Consider the following 19,134-nt stretch of genomic DNA (forward strand, 5'->3'; position numbering starts at 1 on the left):
CCCGGGCGACCAATGGCACCCCGGCCAGCTCAAGACAGCGATCCGGAACACGCATGAACTATGGTCCCATCGACCGCAGGACGGCGTAGAGCAATGTAACCAACGCTTTCATGGCCTTTTCCGACTGCCCGTTCGAGGGCAAAACCTGCTCCCACGAACACATCACCGAGGCGTCATTCAGGTAAGCTCAGCCCAGCGCAATGCAACCACCAAGGACGGTACCCATGCATTCACTGACCAATGAACAAGTGCTGGCAATCATCCACGAGAACCCGATAAACCGGGCATTGCTGGCCGCCCTGCCAGCGCTGGATATCCCGCACTGCATGTTGACGGCAGGCGCCCTGTTCCAGACATTCTGGAACCACCGCGCCGGGCTACCTTCGGAGAGGGGCATCAAGGACTATGGCATCGCCTATTTCGACGCCGACTTGTCCTGGGAGGCAGAGGACCGTGTCATCGCCCGGGTTCATCAGGCGTGCGCGCACCTGGGCGTCAACGTGGAAGTGCGCAACCAGGCCCGTGTTCACTTGTGGTACGAGGCGAAGTTCGGCGCATGAGCGACATTGAAATACTGTCCTTGTCCCCAGACGGTCGCTACCAAGTCCAGGCGACCCCGTGGGAAGCAGGCAACTCGCACTGGCTGTTCCCGCCGCAAATCATAGATACCCAAAACGGAAACGTGGTGTTTGGTTTCGAGGATCCTCTGTGGTCAGCAGATCTCATTACCTGGCTAAGCCCGACCCGGGTCGAACTAACGCTGCGCAAATACCCCGGCCATCGAGTACCTTTGGGGCTCACGATGATCGTTGACTGTGCGCTGCGTATCGCTGAATGTGGCGATGGAACGCACATTGAATTAGCCCGTCTGGAAAGCACCCTTGAGGGAATGCTCGACCTGCTCGGCTGAACTCACTTGTCAGCAAGGGACTGAATGATGAATTGGAAGGCTCTGGAACAGGCGCTGTTCGACGCCGCCAGACAGACATTGCAAACGCTGCTCGATGAGGGGGGCAGCCCTTTGTACGCCGCAGCGTTTCATGCGAGCTATCGAGAAGAAGAGGCGGTTCTGTCACTGCCCAGCTTTGCCGCAAACAGCTTGCAAGCACTCTGCGAAGACTACCCCGACGAGGAAGATGAAAGCTTCAGTTCGGTGAAGTGGAACCCGGCGGACTGGCGCTGGGATTGGGAAATCTGCGCTGGTGAGCCGTTCACGCAGCTCGATGATGAACTGCAAGCCCACGCCAATCGGCTTGGCCCGCGCCAATGGCAAGCGGCTGAGCAACGCTTGCTGGTCACCGTTAGCCGTGCCGCCAGGTCGCTGGGCCGCCATTTCAGTCAGCATCCTGGTGTGACGCCTGGCTTCGTGGTGATTTTTCATGACTTTGCTGGCTATATGCCCTTGGCCAAGCGCAGCATGACCCGCCAGCAATTCGAGGATAATTTCCCTGTCGAACTGGCCATTGAAAACACCCTGCGCGGTGTCGCTGCCTTGCCGCTAGCCGAGCAGGTCGCGTTCTACGTCAGCCGCTTACATTGTTCGGATGGTATTTCGGGGGAAGACGCAGAGCGCTGGCTAATTGCCAACGGCCGTCCCGCGCAGGCAGCGCTTATCGAGCAGCTAAACGGGCACAAACAGCCTACCACTGCCGCGCGTATTCTCGGACTGGCCGGCATGGCTGATGAGCCCGTCATCCAGGCCCTGCGTCGACAGGCGATTGAGGCCTGTGAGCAACCGACCCGCAACTGGAGTGCAAAAGCCTTGGGTTACCTTGAGGATTTCGACTGGCTTATGCAGCAAACGCCCGACGTCGTTGTCGCGGGTATTTGCGCTAACTTCGACGGTTTCCGCCGGCGGGGCGTGCAGCCACCGGTGCTTAACTACACACCCGTTAAGCATCTACTCGATCAGCGTCCTGAGCTTCGGGCTGCTGTTGAAGAGACACTTGAAGAAGTCTACGGCCAGATCAATACCACCGCCGCCGATGTCAGCGAAGCCTTGCACGGTTTGATTTCACCCCACGTAGTCATTCGTCGTCATGCTGTGAGTGGATTGAATAACCGTGGTCTGCTGCCCGACGACGCGCTTCGAGCCATCGAGGCGCTACGCCTAGCAACACAGGATACCGATGAGCAGGTGCGGCACGCTGCGGGACTTGGCCTGGAAGCTATGAAACCCGGCCTGGCTCATCGTTTTTCCTGAGTGCACCGCAGATGGATAAATTACGAGTGTTCATGAGCAATTCGCCGGGCATGGGCCTACAGGTTACCGATTCAACTAGGTGATGAGCGTGTGCCCTGTCGGTCGGTTGCTGGAGTCTGGTTCTGACCCGAAGCAGGGCTTCTCAAGATTAAAGGATGCGTCATGTTGAATGAACCGAGCTTGGGGATTTGAACGTCCGCAATGGGTAGATAGCGGTCACTCACGAACGGCCGCTCTCGACCCAAAGCTGCCTCTCGGGAAAGAAGCAGCCGTTTAAGAGCGATAAATTTGATCAGCGTGGCCATTTCAAGAGAGCTATGAACAACTGATCTGCAACTCATCAATCAATGGGCAAAGAGAGCTCAAGCTTTCCATCGGATCTAAAATTGGATATCTGAACACGGATTAAATTACCCAATGGAAAGTGAGCCATAACAACCGTATTAAGAGGCAGCTTGCTGCGATGAAGAAGGCCGCTATGCCCGTTAACCCGCACAAATACCCCAAAGTCTTTCACGCCTGTTACATATCCTTCGTAGGTGCCGCCAACGGTTAGACCTTCTACTTTTTTACTTATCAAAGAGGCAGGCGACTCCAAACAAACCTGAACAAAATCTCTATCGAGATTCAGCGAGCTTACATAAAAGTAACCCTCAAAGCCTTTAGCCCTACGAAAACCATCGTGCCTGTTTGGCAATACCGCCACTAGCCCGACCTCTAGCTCGACCGAACAATAATTTTTCTTGACAGCTATCACTTTGCCTTTTATCGGCAAACAGTCATCCAGACAACGAAACGCTTCGCCCCACGCCGGTGACTCTTTACGTGAATATAAGGCTTGCAACCAATCGCGCACTGCGGGCGGAAGCACGATGCCGGCAGTAAGATTGCTCATAATATTGACAGTTTTAAACCAGTGCCCGTTATTGGGACAGGCGTTTATGCGCTCGGTCAACTTCACGGAAAAATCCGCCGATGCTGCGTGGTGGGGCGCTATGGCTATGAACTTTGCCGCCAGTAGTGGCCATTCAGGTTTGGCCTTGGTACTTTCAAGCCATGTGGCGACCTGCGCGATGAAATCACTGGACTGGAATCGCTGATCTAGCATCGCCTCGCAAACAAAGCCCCATTCCTTAGTGTTTTCGCGCCCGGCCAGCCACCCAGCACCAAGGCACAACAGTTCACCGAGCTGCATGTCGTGCGGCGGCGACTTACTCTGTGCCAACAACTCTTCCCAGATAAATACCCACTCTGTCCGGTCTTCGCGCCCTGTCAGCCACTCCCTACCAAGGCGCAACAGCTCACCGAGCGGCATGTCTTCAGACTCGGACTTACTCTGTGCCAACAACTCTCGCCAGATATACGTCCACTCTGTCCGGTCTTCGCGCCCAGTCAACCACTCCCTACCAAGGCGCAACAGCTCACCGAGCGGTATGTCTTCTGGTAGTGACTTACTCTGCGCTAGCAAATCCTGCCAGATATAATTCCACTCTGCCCGGTCTTTACGCCCGGTCAGCCACTCCTTACCAAGACGCAACAGCTCACCGAGCGGTATGTCCTCTGGTAGCGACTTACCCTTCGCCAGCAAAGCCCGCCAAGCATACGTCCAATCGGCCCGGTCTTCGCGTCCGGCCAGCCACTCCCTACCAAGGCGCAACAGCCCACCGAGCGGCATGTCTTGCGGCAGTGACTCACCCTGCGTCAGCAAAGCCCGCCAGACAAAACTCCACTCGGCCCGGTCTTCGCGCCCGACCAGCCAAGCTCTTCCCAAAAAAGCCAGATCATCCAGTTGTGGCCTGCTATGTTGCGCTAGGGCATAAAGGTCGCCAAATACATAAGCCCAATCGGCTCCGTCATTTTCCTCACGCACACGATGAAGGCCAAGAGTCAATACAGGATCGGCTTTCCAATCTGGTCTGCAGCTATCAGGTAGGAGTTTCTTCCAGACAAAATGCCAATCAGTGCGGCGGAAGTGTTTTTGCAGCCAAACCAGCCCCATGTGATGCCATACAGAGCTACGTCCGGAATCATGCTCTAGGCAGTGCTCCCAATCTAAAGACCATGTAGGGTGCGATATCTTCAGTGGGTCCGCCAAATGCTCTGCAGCCCAAGCGAAAAGCTCGTCGTGCTTTGGGTAGCTCCCGGCCAGACGGCTCCAACAACCTGACCAGACCTTATTTGCTGACTCCATGCGAGCCAGCGCATTGTCGAGGAGATTTGTTCCAAAAACTGAGGCAATGCAGGGAATCGCCGCAGCCCAACAAGCCCAACTAGTGGCGGCTTCCGCCGATCCGTCCGCATCAAGTGCCAGCAGCGCCTGCTCGTTTGTCCATAACTTGGCACACTCGCGTCCCAAGCGAGTGCGGTCCACAATACTCAACCGTTCACTCGTCAGAGCTTCCCCGCGTGCAGAAAATACCCGCAACAGTTGCAAAACCAAGCCTGTATTACGGTCGGCAAGCGCACGCCGGAAGATGGCTATCAAATCGTTGGTAAAGGCATCAGCATTAGCTGGCTTGCGTAGTGAGCGATACAGGGCATCGGCCAGATGTGGATGCGTCAGGCGAACGATTTGCGACTCGTTGTCCGCGTCTAACAGACTGAAATCGCCTTCGCCATTTAAGGTGGCAAGCTTTTCGCGGTCATCTTCGGTCAGCCAGTCGTAAGGTGCACGCAGGTAGAGCCGATTCATTGCCAGAGGCAGGCGTAGCGCTTCTTCTAGACCGTTGAGGCGAACCCGCTCTGCAAAGCGTTTTGCGAAGGCTTGTAGATCGCCGTGCGCCAATTCCACTGCCAGCGAGACGAATAGACCCTCATCATCTTTCGAAGCCTGAGAAAAAGCAGCGCCGCGGTTCGGCACTTGGCCGGTGCGAACGCAATACCAAGCTTCGATCTCGGCAGCCTCGCTCGCGGCAATGGTTTCCACTGTTTCGCGATGAACTTCGAAACCACCGAAAGCAGAATCTTCTTTAAAAGACTCAGCAAATTCAGCTGGGCCACAAGTCAGGATCATTGGCCATGCCTGGTGACCGCGCTCGTCGATGAATTCGCCCAAACGTGCAAGATCAAGCCGTTCACGAGCGTCGCGATCATATAGATCATCGATAGCAATGAAATCCGGCCACCACTCGCTAGGCGTACCAATAATCGCACGCAGGGCAGGCTCTAGTAATTCGGCCTGTCCTTTGAGCCATAAAACCCGCCAGCCTTCCCCGACAAGTCGCTCAACCGTCTGGAGTAGCAACACGCTCTTACCGACACCGGAACGACCACTCAACCAAAAAACGCGAGCCTCGCTCTTAAGGTCGCGCTGACTGAGATCCTTGCATTTGAGCAACGTGGCATAAAGAGCGTCCAGGCGGTGGGCGCGCGCCATGTATTGCTGATCACGCAGTCGCGCTAGGGTGATTTCACGCCCGATTTCCAGCGAGGGGCTGGGATGAACGACACATTGAAAATCTGCCGAAGTCAGAAGTTGCCCAGAACGCTCGTGCATCTGCCGAGCTTGTGCGAAGCGCTCACAAATATCGTCACGAATACGCTGTGCATCTGCAGCAGTTGGCGCACGAGTCAAAGCACGATCCAGCGCAAAGCGCAGGAAGCCGTAGGGATCTTTCAAATGCTTCCATACAGCGGCAATTGCTCTCCACCACGGGTCGGGCTCGATGCGTGGCGGCAAAAGCCGATCTTCTTGAAGAAGCGTATCTATAATCGAACGGGCTGCATGTTTTTCCGGAATTTCTCTCCATTGCAACGCGACATCACCTTTTGACGCGACGAGCTCGAATTTCACCAGATCACGCAAGCTTGGGTGGTGTTTTCTAAGAAAGCAATCGATGGCCTCGACCTCGGCTGCAGCATCCTTGAGAGTCTCCTTCGTTAAGGTTCGCTTGACTTGGATGCAGACTAAGCGCCCCCCCTCGGTTTGCTTAGCCAGATCTGAAAGTGCTTCCAGAAATAGCCCGCCTGCCTCATCAAGCCCCTGTCCTTCGCCAGCAAGAGACTCTGCAAACTCGGCCAGATAGCAGCGTAGCTGGTAGTCAAAGCCAGTTAAGGCATAAATACCACCGAGGGCTCTGCGTGATTGCACCTGCTCGTAAGCAGAGAGAATTGATGTCAGTTCGTCCATGAGCAGATGATCGCAAAACTCTTAAGAGAAGCCCAGACCTTCGGAATTTGCGTCCTCGAATCTTTTTTGCTCCGCTAATAGCTATGAGCCAGAAGACCTGCAAAAAATTGTCAAAAACTGTTTCGTCCGAGCGGTATGAATTAGTTGCCCGACAAGCTGAATCGCATTCCGGTCATTTGAATTCAGCTTCGCCAACGTGGGTCGCCGCTTCTGGCCGATAGCCGCCCTCCGCGACCGACCGCTTCGGGTCGATAGCTGCCGGTCGTGGATGACCGCTTTCGCCCCAGAGCGGCTCTTGGCGGAGGGTAACTAACGAACAGAAGCAGTCTCCCTAAGCGCCGACAAATAGAGTGACGGTCCAGCTGCCCTTTCAACTGACCTTGCTGCGATACCAAACGGAAGTCCGTTCATTATCAGCTTGGGATTTTCGTATTTCGAACTGTCGTGATTCGTGCAGGACATGCCTCCAGCGATTGCAACCGTAGCGCTTGGGCGACTGCTCCGGATAGGTATCACTAATCCAGCGGATCGCTGCTTCCAGTCGAGTCCAGCCACCTTCGGCAAGCTTGGCTTCTGCCTCACGTAAACAGGAGCAGATCCCACTGCCAGGCCAATCGACCGAGCCGTCCTCCCGTATGCCGTCGAGCGCATCTTCAAATACCTGGCTCTGTATAAACGAAGCCATTTTAACTTGTGCCTCAACCATGGTTCTGGCCCAACATTGCAGGTTCAAACAATGCCGATTGATGGTCTGGTAGCTTTCCTCCAGATAACCATCCGCAGCCTGGCAGCCTGACTCTGACCAGAGATCGAAATGCTCAATGAAGTGGTGAACCAGCTTGTTACGCAGGTCGACCAACGCCTTGGTAACCACCTTCGTTGCCTCATAATGCTCGACTGGCATTTCCAACTGGTTTCGATAGCTGAACCCGATCTGGTCACAAGCATCGGCGTCCGTCTGTGACTCCTCATTTTTTGGGGACTGGATCAGAAAGCTTTCGGTCAGCATCCTGACCAACATGCCCATGGTTTTTTTCTTGGTACGTGCGATCTTCTGCTCACGGATGGCATGCAGCCGATCCACAGGGCCGCTCAACTCAGCATGCGCGACTATGACTTTCAGCAGCTGTTCGTATTGTTGCAAACGCAACAGACAGCGTCCGAGCTTGCGCTGCACCACAGGTTGAAGTTCAGGTACATCATCCGCGGGCATGGTAGTGACTTCATCCATGATCAACGACTCACCTAAAAGTGGCAGGGCTGGAGCAATTCACGGCAATGCGCTTGCCCTGCAAGGAGGGCCTGCAATGCGTATATCGGGCGCTTTTCAAGCGTCAGTATAGGTTGAGGATTTTTACCCGCATCGGTCGACAGCTACCCCTGGCACTCAGGACCATTCAATGGCGACGAGCCTGTTCTGCAGGCGTCGTAACGGCCTGGATCAATACTCGTGTTGAAGCTATACCCAAAGGGTTCAGAGTAGCGATGAACCATCCGCCCTGTTAGCGACTGGGAGAACTTCGCGGTGTCGAATCAGCTGGTCATACGCAACATGACCCGTCCCGAACTGGACGAGCTCGTCGATTGGGCTGCCCGTGAGGGTTGGAATCCCGGCGTTCACGATGCCGATTTGTTCTGGGCCACGGACCCTGCCGCCTTCATTGCTGCGTCCTGGGGCGGTGAATTGATCGGTGGCGGTGCCATCACTTTCTACAACGGCGAATTCGGTTTCATGGGCTTTTTCATCGTCCGGCCTGAGTATCGCGGTCAAGGCCTGGGCAATACCCTCTGGCACGCACGCCGCGAGCGACTCCTCGCCCGCCTGCGCCCAGGCGCGAGCATTGGCATGGACGGCGTGTTCGCAATGCAGGACTACTACGCCAAGGGTGGGTTCGTCTTCTCCCATCGCAACATGCGTTTTCGTGCCAAGGCCACCGAACGCCCGGCGCCTTCGCAGGTAGACAACCAGGACATCGTTCCGTTGGCCACCTTCCCGTTCGATGAGGTGGTCGATTACGACCGCACCTGCTTCCCTGCCCCGCGCGCAGCCTTCCTGAGCGGGTGGATAGCCCAGGCCGATGCACTCGCCGTGGGTTGCCGCCGCGAGGGCAGGCTTAGCGGCTATGGCGTGGCAAGGCGCTGCCGGGAAGGCTACAAGATCGGCCCCCTGTTCGCCGATGACGCCCTGGCAGCCAATGCCCTCTACGCACACCTGGCAGAATTTGCGCAAGGTTGCCCGCTATTCCTGGATGCACCAGAAAACAACCCCGCAGCGATGGCGCTTGTGCGCCAACAGGGCATGATCGAGGTTTTCGGCTGCGCACGCATGTACCTCGGCCCTCCTCCGGCGATCGCACACGAACGTGTGTTCGCCGTCACGACCTTCGAGCTGGGCTGATGTCCGCTCGCAACCTGATCGGTTATGGCGGCAACCCACCCCACCCGCGATGGCCCGGTGGGGCGCGCGTCGCGGTCCAGTTCGTACTCAACATCGAAGAGGGTGCGGAGTCATGCATGCTCAATGGCGACGCACAGTCGGAGGCCTGGCTTCATGAGCTACCCGGCCGCCCGCCGCGTGTGGGGGAACCGGACCTGAGCGTCGAGGGCATGTACGAATACGGATCGCGTGCAGGTGTGTGGCGCATTCTGGAGCTGTTCGGCGCCAGGGGCCTGCCGCTGACCGCCTTTGCCGTTGGCCGAGCACTGGAACTGACCCCGGCGGTTGGCCATGCGCTCTGCGCTGCCGGGCATGAGATTGCCGGGCATGGCTACCGTTGGCTGGACTATCGCGACATGCCTGAAGACCAGGAGCGGCGACATATCCGCCTCACCATCGAGGTGATCGAGCAGATCTGCGGTAAACGCCCCGTAGGTTGGTATACAGGAAGGGTCAGCCAGAACACCCGCCGCCTGTTGCGTGAGGAAGGCGGGTTTCTCTATAGCTCGGATGCCTACAACGATGATCTGCCCTATTGGCTCCCAGGCTCGCCCGCCCACCTGGTGGTTCCGTACACACTGGTCAACAACGACGCCCGCTATCTGCTGCCCAATGGCTTCGCCTGCGGTGAAGACTTCTTCCGGCTGCTGAAGGATGCTTTCGACCTGTTGTGGCAGGAGGGCGCGCACCACCCGAAGATGATGAGCGTGGGCCTGCATGGGCGGATCAGCGGCCATCCTGGTCGGGCGATGGCGCTGGCGCGCTTTCTCGATTACGTGCAGGGCCACGACGGGGTGTGGGTCTGCCGGCGCGAAGAGATTGCCAGGCACTGGATAGCCCAGTTCCCCGCCTGAGCGGTCAGTCGTTCGCAACAAACACGGGATCAGCTAACGGCCTGCCCTGCCGGACGCGCCGAGCACAGCCTTGCGCTGGCATTTCATCAGGACCTTACGGCCGGTTTCGACAAAGGGCGTGACGATCAGGCTATAGACCGTCAGGTAACGCTGGTGGTCCTGCTCGTTGGTGCCGAAGCGGATGTTTTCGGGCGTTGATGTAGTGACATAGAGCGTGCCGAACATCCAGTCCCAGAGGGACAGGTTGGTGCCGAAGTTACGGTTGAAATGGCGCGGGGCATCACTGTGATGGATCTGGTGCTGGGCCGGGCTGTTCAACACATGTTCCAGCTGCGGGCCGAACGACAGCCAGACATGGCTATGCCGCAGGTTGGCCGCCAGGCTGTTGAAGATGAACACAAGGTAGGTCACGCCGAACAGGGTGTAGCGGCTGACTTCACCGCCGCAAAGGTACCAGAAGCATCCGGCGTAGAAGCCGATGCCAATGCCGGTGCTCAGTTTCTCGACGATCTTTTCCACGAAATGCACCCGGCTCGCTGTCGCCGGCACCAGCACGGGCGCCGAATGATGGACCTTGTGAAAGGCCCAGAGCCAGCGGGAGTGAAAGGCCCGGTGCGCCCAGTAATGGATGAAGTCCTTGAGCAGGAACACCCCCAACCCATAGAGCAGGGACAGTGCAAGGTTCTCGCCCAGGCGCGGGCGCGCGCCCCAGAGGTTGCTGAAAAAGGCCAGGTAATCGCCGGAGCGCAGGATGTAGGGGTCGACCAGTTGGACGACGGGCAGCACCAGTGCAACCTTGAGGATGGCCCGCACGAAGTAGTAGCGGTAGTCCAGCAGCGCCGAGGGATGCAGATGTACCCGGGCGCCGCCGATGAATTGCCAGAACGACTGGGCGTCGCTCAGGCCGCGCCGCTTCCTGAAACGGAACAGGCCGTAGGCTGCGCCGTAGGAGATGCAAAGGAACAAGGCCCCGAAACGGCCGTTCATATTGAAAATGCCGAGAAACTGGTCGGTAACGGGCGTAATTACCCACTCGGTCAGGTGCTCAAAGACAAGCGACAGGGCATCCACGAAACGTCAGCCTCGGCAAAAGGGACGCAATTGTAAATCAGATTGATTTACTCCAGTGGTTTTATGCATGGCCTGGTGCTGCCTCACCAGCTCCCGCCTGCAGGCACTGCCGCAGTTGAAAGTGGCGGCGGAGTGCGTTGGCGATGCTCGGAGTTCATTGATCAGCGTGAACGACCCGCTTCGCCCAGTCGACCGATCATGCTGGGCCGGTTACGCTGGTGCATCCCCTTGCACGGAAGCGCCAGCGACCGCATTCACCCTGCTGCCCTCCCCTGCGAACACCGAAAGCACCGGTGCCATCCACGGCACGGTCAAGACAATCCCCGATACAGCAATCCCGGCTAGGCGCCTGCATGACTGAACAACGGATGCTAGCGCTCACCGCACCTCCCGGAGATTCCGTTCGTTGACTGATTCACAGCACAAAGCGACTTACGCGAAACGGTTCGAAGCCGTGCTTGCCTACATCGACAGCCACCTCGAAGGTGACCTGTCGGTAAATGCCCTGAGCCGCGTCGCGCACTTCTCGGCATTTCATTTCCATCGGCAGTTCACGGCATACATGGGCGTTTCGGTTTCACGGTATGTGCAACTGATGAGGCTTCGACGCGCGGCGCACCAACTGGTTGCCTCGCCTGCCATCTCCGTGCTGGAAGCAGCTTTCGGCGCCGGCTTCGAAAGCCCCGAAGCCTTTTCCAGGGCCTTCAAGCGTGCTTTTGGCGTGGCACCGAGCGTATTCGCCAAGGCCCCGAACTGGCAGGCCTGGAGTGCGGTTTTCGTTGTTCCCCACCTTTCCAGGAGTATTGCCATGCAGGTCCGTATCGTGGATTTCGCCGAAACTCATGTGGCCGCGCTCGAACATCAAGGGGCGCCCGGCCTGGTCAGTGAAAGCGTCGCGCGTTTTCGCCAATGGCGCATTCAAAGCGGCCAGTCACCGGTAGCCAGCAGCCGAACCTTCGGCATTGCCTACGACAACCCCGACACCACCCCGGCGCACGCCTTTCGCTTCGCCGTGTGTAGCGAGATATGCGAAGCCGTGCAGCCCAACGATTTCGGCGTGCACGAACGCATCATCCCGGCGGGCCGCTGCGCCGTGATCCGGCATACCGGCTCGCCTGACTACATTGGCGAAACCATCTATCCGCTTTATCGGGACTGGCTGCCTTCGAGCGACGAGGAACTGCGGGATCATCCGTTGTTCTTTCACTACTTGAGCGTGTATCCGGAAACGCCGCTGGAGCAATGGCAAACGGATATCTACGTGCCGCTCAAGTAAGTTGGCTGGTGGCTAATCTGGGGAGAAGGCTGCTGGGCCGCGCATAGATCGAGTCCAGACGGATGCCCGGCTCTCTTGGTAAACTAGCTGCCTGCCCTGGCTATCACCGAGCACTTGCCGTCGACTTTTGCCAGGGCGCGCAACCGGATTGCTACAAACACCTTCGAAACTGCTGAATTTGGTACAAGACACGTTGAACGATATGACCAAAAACCCAGGCTCTAACCCAGCAACCACGCGCCCTGAGCCTTCCCGTCGCTTCAGCGTTGCACCGATGATGGACTGGACAGACCGCCACTGCCGGTTCTTTCTGCGCCTGCTTTCCAAAAACACCCTGCTGTACACCGAAATGGTCACCACCGGTGCCCTGCTGCACAACGACGCCCACCGTTTCCTGCGCCACGACGTCTCCGAGCACCCGCTGGCCCTGCAACTGGGCGGCAGCGTGCCGGCCGACCTGGCCGCCTGTGCCCGCCTGGCCGAGGAGGCCGGCTACGACGAGGTCAACCTCAACGTCGGCTGCCCGAGCGACCGGGTGCAGAACAACATGATCGGTGCCTGCCTGATGGCCCACCCGGCGCTGGTGGCCGATTGCGTGAAAGCCATGCGCGATGCGGTGTCGACCCCGGTGACGGTCAAGCACCGCATCGGCATCAATGGCCGCGACAGCTACGCCGAGCTGTGCGACTTCGTCGGCCAGGTGCGCGAGGCAGGTTGCCGGAGCTTTACCGTGCATGCGCGCATCGCGATCCTGGAAGGGCTGTCGCCGAAGGAGAACCGTGAGATTCCGCCGCTGCGCTATGACGTGGCGGCGCAGTTGAAGGCGGACTTCCCGGACCTGGAGATCGTGCTCAACGGCGGGATAAAGACCCTGGCCGAGTGCCAGGCACACCTTGAAACCTTCGATGGGGTGATGCTGGGGCGTGAGGCGTACCACAACCCTTACCTGCTGGCCGAGGTGGACCAGCAGCTGTTCGGCAGCGAGGCGGTAGTGGTCAGCCGCAGCGAGGCGCTGGCGCAGTTGCGTCCTTATATCGTCGCGCACATGGAAAGTGGTGGCGCGATGCACCACGTTACCCGGCATATCCTGGGGCTGGCCCAAGGGTTCAAGGGGGCGCGGCGCTTCCGCCAGCTGCTGTCGGCGGATATTCACAAGGCGGCGGAGCCGCTGGCGGTGTTCGACCAGGCGGTGGAGCTGTTGCAGGGGCGGTAACCCGGCCCGAGCATCTGACGCGGTCGGGTGTAGGAGCGGCCTTGTGTCGCGAAAGGGCTGCAAAGCAGCCCTGGCAATTTGTGCACCAGCGCTGAAGCCCTGGGGCTGCTTTGCAGCCCTTTCGCGACACAAGGCCGCTCCTACAAGGGGGCGCGACAGCTTCAGACGTGTGCATGCGGAACCTAGGGGCCGCTTGCGACTCGAATCCTCACCTTTCGCACCGCGCTTCGCGAGCCCTTGAGTGGCCGCCGGGGCTCGGGTAATGTCGAGTCATTGCACAGGACAGAGCACGCCCATGACCTCCAAGCTGGAACAACTCAAGCAGTTCACCACCGTGGTCGCCGACACCGGGGACCTGGACGCCATCACCCGCCTGAAACCGGTCGATGCCACCACCAACCCGTCGCTGCTGCTCAAGGCTGCGGCCATCCCGGGTTACGCCGAGCTGCTCAAGCAGGTGAAGGCCGATGCCAAGGGTAATGTCGACCTGGCCTGCGACAAGTTCGCGGTGGCCGTGGGTTCGGGCATCCTCAAGGTCATCCCCGGGCGTATCTCCACCGAGGTGGATGCCCGCCTGTCGTTCGATGAACCCGCCCTGCTGGCCAAGGCGCGCAAGCTGATCGATCTGTACGAAGCCGCCGGCGTTGGCCGCGACCGTGTGCTGATCAAGCTGGCCTCCACCTGGGAAGGCATTCGCGCCGCCGAGAAGCTGGAGAAGGAAGGTATCCAGACCAACCTCACCCTGCTGTTCTCCTTCGCCCAGGCCCAGGCCTGCGCCGATGCCGGGGTGTTCCTGATTTCGCCGTTCGTGGGCCGTATCTACGACTGGTACAAGAAGAGCACCGGCCAGGAATACGTGGGCGCCGAAGATCCGGGCGTGCAGTCGGTCACTCGCATCTACAACTACTATAAGGCCAACGGCTACGGCACCGTGGTGATGGGCGCCAGCTTCCGCAATATCGGCCAGATCGAACAGCTGGCCGGCTGCGACCGCCTGACCATCAGCCCGGAACTGCTGCAGCAGCTCAGCGATGACCAGGGCGACCTGCCACAGGTGCTTAAGCCGGGCAATGCCGGCGAGCCCAAGCAGCAGCTGAACGAAAGCCAGTTCCGCTGGGCGATGAACGAAGATGCCATGGGTACCGAGAAACTGGCCGAAGGCATTCGCCAGTTCGCGCGGGACCAGGAGAAGCTGGAGAAGTTGATGGCTGAAAAGGCCTGATATATTTCGGGATTGCCTGACGGGCGGGAAGTGTTCAGCATTTTCCGCCCGTTTTTCGTCTGGCCCCATCAAGTGCCGGGCTTTAGCAGTTTGTTGAATTCAATGGCCCTATCGCCGGCAAGCCAGCTCCCACAGTTACTGCACAGCCTTCGAGATCAGCGCTGTACCTGTGGGAGCTGGCTTGCCGGCGATAGGGCCGGTTAGCCCTCAGAGCTGTCGATGACCTCCTCTACCCCATTGCCCCTCGTACTCGCCGGCCCGGTACTGCGCCGCCTGGAACCTCAGCGCCTGGCCATCTGGCTGGTCGCCACGCAACCGCTGCAACCCGAATTCATCTTCCCGGCAGGCGAGGCCCAGGTCGATTGCCAGGTGGTCGCGGTGGGCCAGCACGCCTTCATCCACCTGCTGGACATCCACTTCGCCCAGCCGCTGCCCTGCAACCAGCTGCTCGACTATGACCTGCTCATCAACGGCCAGGGCATCGCAGGCTGGGCGCCGCACCTGCTTTACCCCGGCGCCCGGCGCCCAAGCCTGGTACTGCGTGATCGGCTCGACCACCTGCTGCACGGTTCCTGCCGCAAGCCGCATTTCCCGGCCGCCGATGGCCTGCTATGCGCCGACCGCCTGCTGCTGGCCTGCGAAAAACCCGCGGACCGCCCCGCCGTGCTGCTGATGACCGGCGACCAGGTCTATGCCGACGACGTTGCCGGCCCGATGCTGCGCGCCATCCACAGCCTGATTGCGCGGCTGGGCCTGTTCGATGAGCAACTTGAGGGCGCGGTGGTGCCCGACAGCCAGGCGCTGTACCAGCACCCGGCCTGCTATTACCACCGCGCCGACCTGCTGCCAGCGCAGGAACGCAACGAAACCCTGCGCGAGCGCTTTTTCGGCGGCAAGCGCAAACCGATATTCTCGTCCAGCAACGCCGACAACCACCTGGTGACCTTCGCCGAGGTCATGGCCATGTACCTGCTGGTGTGGTCACCGGTGCCCTGGCAGCTGGTGAACCTGGACATGCCCGACGGGCTCACCGCACCGCGCCAGGCACGTTACCGGCAGGAGCTGCCGCTGATCCAGGCGTTTGCCGACAACCTCGGCCAGGTAGCGCGGGTGATGGCCCACCTGCCGTGCCTGATGATCTTCGACGACCACGACATCACCGACGACTGGAACCTATCGGCGCTATGGGAAGAAACCGCCTACGGCCACCCCTTCTCGCGGCGGATCATCGGCAATGCCCTGCTCGGCTACCTGCTGTGCCAGGCCTGGGGTAACGACCCGCAGGGTTGCAAGCCACTGCTCGGGCAATGCCAGGCGTTGAACAGCCAGACCCAGGATGAGCTGATCGGCGCACTGCTGCGCTTCCAGGGCTGGCAGTTCAGCCTGCCCACCAACCCACCCTTGCTGGTGCTGGACACCCGCACCCGCCGCTGGCGCAGCGAAAGCAGCCTGGCCAAGCCGTCCGGCCTGCTCGACTGGGAGGCGCTGAGCGAGTTGCAGCAAGCACTGCTGGACCACCCGTCGGCGATCATCGTGTCACCTGCGCCGATTTTTGGCGTGAAGCTGATCGAGACGGTGCAGAAGCTGTTCAGCTGGCTGGGCTACCCGCTGCTGGTGGATGCCGAGAACTGGATGGCCCACCGCGGCGCAGCGCAGGTCATCCTCAACATCTTCCGCCACTCGCGCACGCCGGGGCACTACGTGGTGCTGTCCGGCGATGTGCATTACTCGTTCGTCTATGAAGTGCTGATCCGCCACCGCCAGCGCAGCCCGCACTTGTGGCAGGTGACCAGCAGCGGGATCAAGAACGAATTCCCGCGGCGCCTGCTGGATGTGCTCGACCGGCTCAACCGCTGGCTGTATGCGCCACGCTCGCCGCTCAACTGGTTTACCAAGCGGCGGGAAATGGAGGTGGTGCCGCGTACGCCCAGCCATAGCAAGGCTGGCGAGCGGTTGTGGAATGGTGCGGGGTTGGGGCAGGTGTTCTTCGATGAACAGGGGCGGCCGGCGCGGGTGTATCAGCTGGATGCGGGTGGGGGTGAGGCTACCGAGTTTGCGCGGCGAGGGTGATCAGGCAGGTAATGCTTGTGTTGGCCTTGCCGGCCTCTTCGCGGGTAAAACAGCTCCCACAGGGGCAACACAGGTTTCGAATGCAACGCAGTACCTGTAGGAGCAGCCTTGTGCTGCGAAGAGGCAGGTATGACAAAAGATATTCTGTGGCAGTGCTGGCCTCTTCGCAGCACAAGGCTGCTCCTACAGGTGAGTGCATGACTCAAGACTGGTGCATAACCTGTGGGAGCGGGTTTACCCGCGAAGAGGCCGGTACAGGCTGAAGATCAGGTCCGCTCCAGCGCATTGACCAGGTCATGGAACGCTTCGCGGTTGGAGTCGTTCAGGCCCATGAGGATCTTGTGCGCCTCCAGCACCTTGGAGCGCACCACGTCTTCGTTCTGGTCCTGGGACGGCAGGTCGGTCAGGCATTCCGGACACGGGATCGGCCGATCGACGATGTTGAACACCTGATCGAAGCCCATCGACTGCAACAACCGGGAAATGTCCGGGTTGGTGGTGACCACGGTCGGCAACAGGCCCACCTTCTGGCGCGACAGGATCGACAACTTGGCCAGCAGGCCCAGGGTGGTACTGTCGATGCTCTCGGTTTCGGTCAGGTCGATGACAATCGCCGAGAAGTTCAATGCGGTGAAAATCTTCTCGATCGTCGCATCCAGCGCCGAACACAGGGTCAGGCGCACTTCACCGACGAATTTCAGGACGAAGGTACCGCTCTGCTCGGCGAACTGGATTCTACCGGTACTCATTGAAGGTTCCTGCTCAACACCAATAGGGCGATATCATCCGGCATCTCCCCAAGCGTAGCCAATCCGAATCGTTGACGCAGCCCATCCAGGCTGCCACCTGCTGCCCTGACGATTTCCGGCAGGGCGGTTTCTTTATCTTTGAGCGTATCACCCGGCAAAAGGTCCAGAATGCCATCGGACATCAGGCTGAGGCTGAACTGCGGCGGCAGCTCCACTACCAGGTCCTGGTAGGTAGCCTCGTCGAACAGCCCTACCGGCAGGCCGCGGCCTTCCAGGTAGCGGGTGTGCTCGGGGGTGTGCAGCACCGGCAGCGGCAGATGGCCGCCAACGGCGTAGGTCAGCAGGCCGGTGTCTTCATCGATCACCCCGCCAACCATGGTCACGTGCTTGCCCAGCTTGCAGTTGATCAGCCCGCGGTTGATGTGGCTGAGCACCTGCGAGGGTTTGAACTCGCGCATTTTGCTGCCGCGCTTGAATTCGAACAACAGCCGTGTGGTCATGAACTTCAGCAGCACGGTGACGAACGCTGAGGACGCGCCATGCCCGGAGACATCGGCGAGATAGAAAGCGATGCGCCGTTCGTCCACCCGGAAGTAATCGGCAAAATCACCCGACAGGTACAGCGACGGGATGATTTGGTGCTCGAAGGCGAACTCGCCGGCCACCCAAGGGCTTTCCGGCAGCATGTTCATCTGCACCTGGCGACCGGCGGTCTGGTCCTCCTGCAGCAGGTGAAGGCTGGCCTCCAGTTCGCGGTTGGCGGCTTCGAGCTTGTCGCGGTAGCGCTGGTTTTCCAGCACCAGACGCGAGCGGTCGAGGGCGCGGCGCACCGAATGCTCGAGCACGGCCAGGTCTTCCAGCGGCTTGATCAGGTAGTCGGCAGCGCCCAGGCGCAACGCTTCCACCGCATCACTCATGACGCCGGCACCGGACACCACGATCACCGGCAACTGCGGGGCGCGCTCGCTGACCTGGCGGATCAGTTCGAGGCCGCCCATCTGCGGCATGCGCAGATCGCAGATCACGAGGTCGGGCTGGTGTTCTTCGAAGACCTGAAGCCCCTGCTGGCCATTGCCGGCCTGGAGGACGCTGAAGCCACTGTCTTCAAGATAGGCGGCGAGGCTTGCACGGACCACGTCGTCGTCATCGATGATCAGCAGCGTTGCACTGGTTTTCTGCATGTGGGCGAACGGCGCCGATTTAGGTTGGTGCAGCGGTGTCGGCAAGGCAGACGGCCAGCTACGGGAATTCTTTATGGTCACACTCTACTTGAGTTGTAGGACAAGAACACCTGCCCGGCAACTGTCTGGCAACTGCGAGAGCTACCTTGTAAGGCGCAGACGGTACTCCCATCCGGCAGGCGTTTCAAGCATGCAAGGGTCGACCCCGGCGCACTTTACAGGGCAAATCACCGAGAGTTATAAGAAAGTCGACCAGCGCAACCCGACGGGAAGGATGCAGCATGCCCCACACGCCCTCCAGCCATGGCGAGAAACGCGATTTCATCCGCATGCGCATTGACACCGAGGTCAGCCTTCTGCACGAAGGCCAGGTGATCGCGGCAGTGTGCCTTGACCTGTCCAGCGGCGGCATGCAGGTGCAGGCACCGCAGCGCTTCCAGGTGGGGGACCATATCGAGGTACGGATCGAGTCCGAGCATCCGGCGCTGAAAGGGCTGCACGCCAGCACGGAAGTGGTGTGGATTGCCGACCAGCCGGGCGGGCAGCAGAAGTTCGGGTTGCGGATTGTGGCGATGCATTGATGGCCCTGCTGGCCCCCCCCTGTAGGAGCGGCCTTGTGTCGCGATGGGCTGCGCGGCAGCCCCCGGATTCAGCTTCGCCGCATGAGTTGCCGGGGCCGCTTTGCGGCCCTATCGCGACACAAGGCCGCTCCTACACGGGGACTGCACA

General features: G+C 59.6%; 14 protein-coding genes and 1 pseudogene. 10 read left to right on the plus strand and 5 right to left on the minus strand.

Annotated elements, in window-relative coordinates:
- Nucleotides 1-224 precede the first annotated feature (224 nt).
- The 3 genes and pseudogenes from IMX18_RS15865 to IMX18_RS15875 all read left to right on the plus strand — a co-directional run.
- Nucleotides 225-554: pseudogene (locus IMX18_RS15865) on the plus strand (nucleotidyltransferase family protein); the annotation flags it as partial.
- A 2-nt stretch (nucleotides 555-556) separates the two neighbouring features.
- Nucleotides 557-910, plus strand: coding sequence for a hypothetical protein (locus IMX18_RS15870; RefSeq protein ID WP_015269617.1), 354 nt, complete (start codon nucleotides 557-559; stop codon nucleotides 908-910).
- A gap of 24 nt (nucleotides 911-934) precedes the next feature.
- Nucleotides 935-2,203 (plus strand): DUF4303 domain-containing protein, encoded by a 1,269-nt coding sequence (locus IMX18_RS15875; protein ID WP_015269616.1) that lies wholly within the window; start codon nucleotides 935-937, stop codon nucleotides 2,201-2,203.
- A 340-nt stretch (nucleotides 2,204-2,543) separates the two neighbouring features.
- Here IMX18_RS15875 and IMX18_RS15880 read toward each other — a convergent pair whose 3' ends face one another.
- Nucleotides 2,544-6,332: a P-loop NTPase gene (locus tag IMX18_RS15880; protein WP_217190937.1), complete on the minus strand. Its 3,789-nt coding sequence runs from the start codon at nucleotides 6,330-6,332 to the stop codon at nucleotides 2,544-2,546.
- Nucleotides 6,333-6,702: 370 nt separating this feature from the next.
- Nucleotides 6,703-7,563: an OST-HTH/LOTUS domain-containing protein gene (locus IMX18_RS15885; protein ID WP_052329208.1), complete on the minus strand. Its 861-nt coding sequence runs from the start codon at nucleotides 7,561-7,563 to the stop codon at nucleotides 6,703-6,705.
- 294 nt (nucleotides 7,564-7,857) lie between these two features.
- Here IMX18_RS15885 and IMX18_RS15890 point away from each other — a divergent pair, with 294 nt between their 5' ends.
- Nucleotides 7,858-8,730, plus strand: coding sequence for a GNAT family N-acetyltransferase (locus IMX18_RS15890; protein ID WP_217190935.1), 873 nt, complete (start codon nucleotides 7,858-7,860; stop codon nucleotides 8,728-8,730).
- On the plus strand, nucleotides 8,730-9,623 hold the full coding sequence (gene puuE, locus IMX18_RS15895; protein WP_139657594.1) for an allantoinase PuuE: 894 nt from the start codon (nucleotides 8,730-8,732) through the stop codon (nucleotides 9,621-9,623). Before IMX18_RS15890 ends, puuE begins: the two co-directional genes overlap by 1 nt.
- Nucleotides 9,624-9,656: 33 nt before the next feature.
- Here puuE and IMX18_RS15900 read toward each other — a convergent pair whose 3' ends face one another.
- Complete coding sequence (locus tag IMX18_RS15900; RefSeq protein ID WP_139657593.1) at nucleotides 9,657-10,694, minus strand: sterol desaturase family protein; 1,038 nt, start codon at nucleotides 10,692-10,694, stop codon at nucleotides 9,657-9,659.
- Nucleotides 10,695-11,100: 406 nt separating this feature from the next.
- On the opposite strand from IMX18_RS15900, the gene IMX18_RS15905 reads away from it, so the two are divergent.
- The 4 genes from IMX18_RS15905 to IMX18_RS15920 all read left to right on the plus strand — a co-directional run bounded on the left by IMX18_RS15905 (nucleotide 11,101) and on the right by IMX18_RS15920 (nucleotide 16,475).
- Complete coding sequence (locus tag IMX18_RS15905) at nucleotides 11,101-11,970, plus strand: AraC family transcriptional regulator (RefSeq protein WP_100413494.1); 870 nt, start codon at nucleotides 11,101-11,103, stop codon at nucleotides 11,968-11,970.
- A 202-nt stretch (nucleotides 11,971-12,172) separates the two neighbouring features.
- Nucleotides 12,173-13,183 (plus strand): tRNA dihydrouridine(20/20a) synthase DusA, encoded by a 1,011-nt coding sequence (gene dusA, locus IMX18_RS15910; protein ID WP_100413495.1) that lies wholly within the window; start codon nucleotides 12,173-12,175, stop codon nucleotides 13,181-13,183.
- Between the two features lie 295 nt (nucleotides 13,184-13,478).
- A complete protein-coding gene (gene tal, locus IMX18_RS15915) occupies nucleotides 13,479-14,405 on the plus strand; it encodes a transaldolase (RefSeq protein WP_100413496.1) in 927 nt (308 codons plus the stop codon).
- A gap of 219 nt (nucleotides 14,406-14,624) precedes the next feature.
- On the plus strand, nucleotides 14,625-16,475 hold the full coding sequence (locus IMX18_RS15920; RefSeq protein WP_043935478.1) for an alkaline phosphatase D family protein: 1,851 nt from the start codon (nucleotides 14,625-14,627) through the stop codon (nucleotides 16,473-16,475).
- A gap of 266 nt (nucleotides 16,476-16,741) precedes the next feature.
- Here the strand turns inward: IMX18_RS15920 and rssC are convergent, their stop codons facing one another.
- Both rssC and rssB read right to left on the minus strand, forming a co-directional pair.
- Entirely contained in the window at nucleotides 16,742-17,224 is a 483-nt protein-coding gene (rssC, locus tag IMX18_RS15925) for an anti-sigma factor antagonist RssC (protein WP_013971741.1), read from the minus strand.
- Nucleotides 17,221-18,405, minus strand: a complete 1,185-nt coding sequence (gene rssB, locus IMX18_RS15930; protein WP_015269551.1) for a two-component system response regulator RssB — start codon at nucleotides 18,403-18,405, stop codon at nucleotides 17,221-17,223. The genes rssC and rssB overlap by 4 nt, the downstream gene beginning before the upstream one ends.
- Before the next feature lie 281 nt (nucleotides 18,406-18,686).
- On the opposite strand from rssB, the gene IMX18_RS15935 reads away from it, so the two are divergent.
- Nucleotides 18,687-18,986: a PilZ domain-containing protein gene (locus IMX18_RS15935; RefSeq protein WP_013971739.1), complete on the plus strand. Its 300-nt coding sequence runs from the start codon at nucleotides 18,687-18,689 to the stop codon at nucleotides 18,984-18,986.
- The last annotated feature ends 148 nt before the right edge of the window (nucleotides 18,987-19,134 follow it).

The organism is Pseudomonas shirazica (assembly GCF_015168335.1).
Lineage (GTDB): Bacteria > Pseudomonadota > Gammaproteobacteria > Pseudomonadales > Pseudomonadaceae > Aquipseudomonas > Aquipseudomonas asiatica.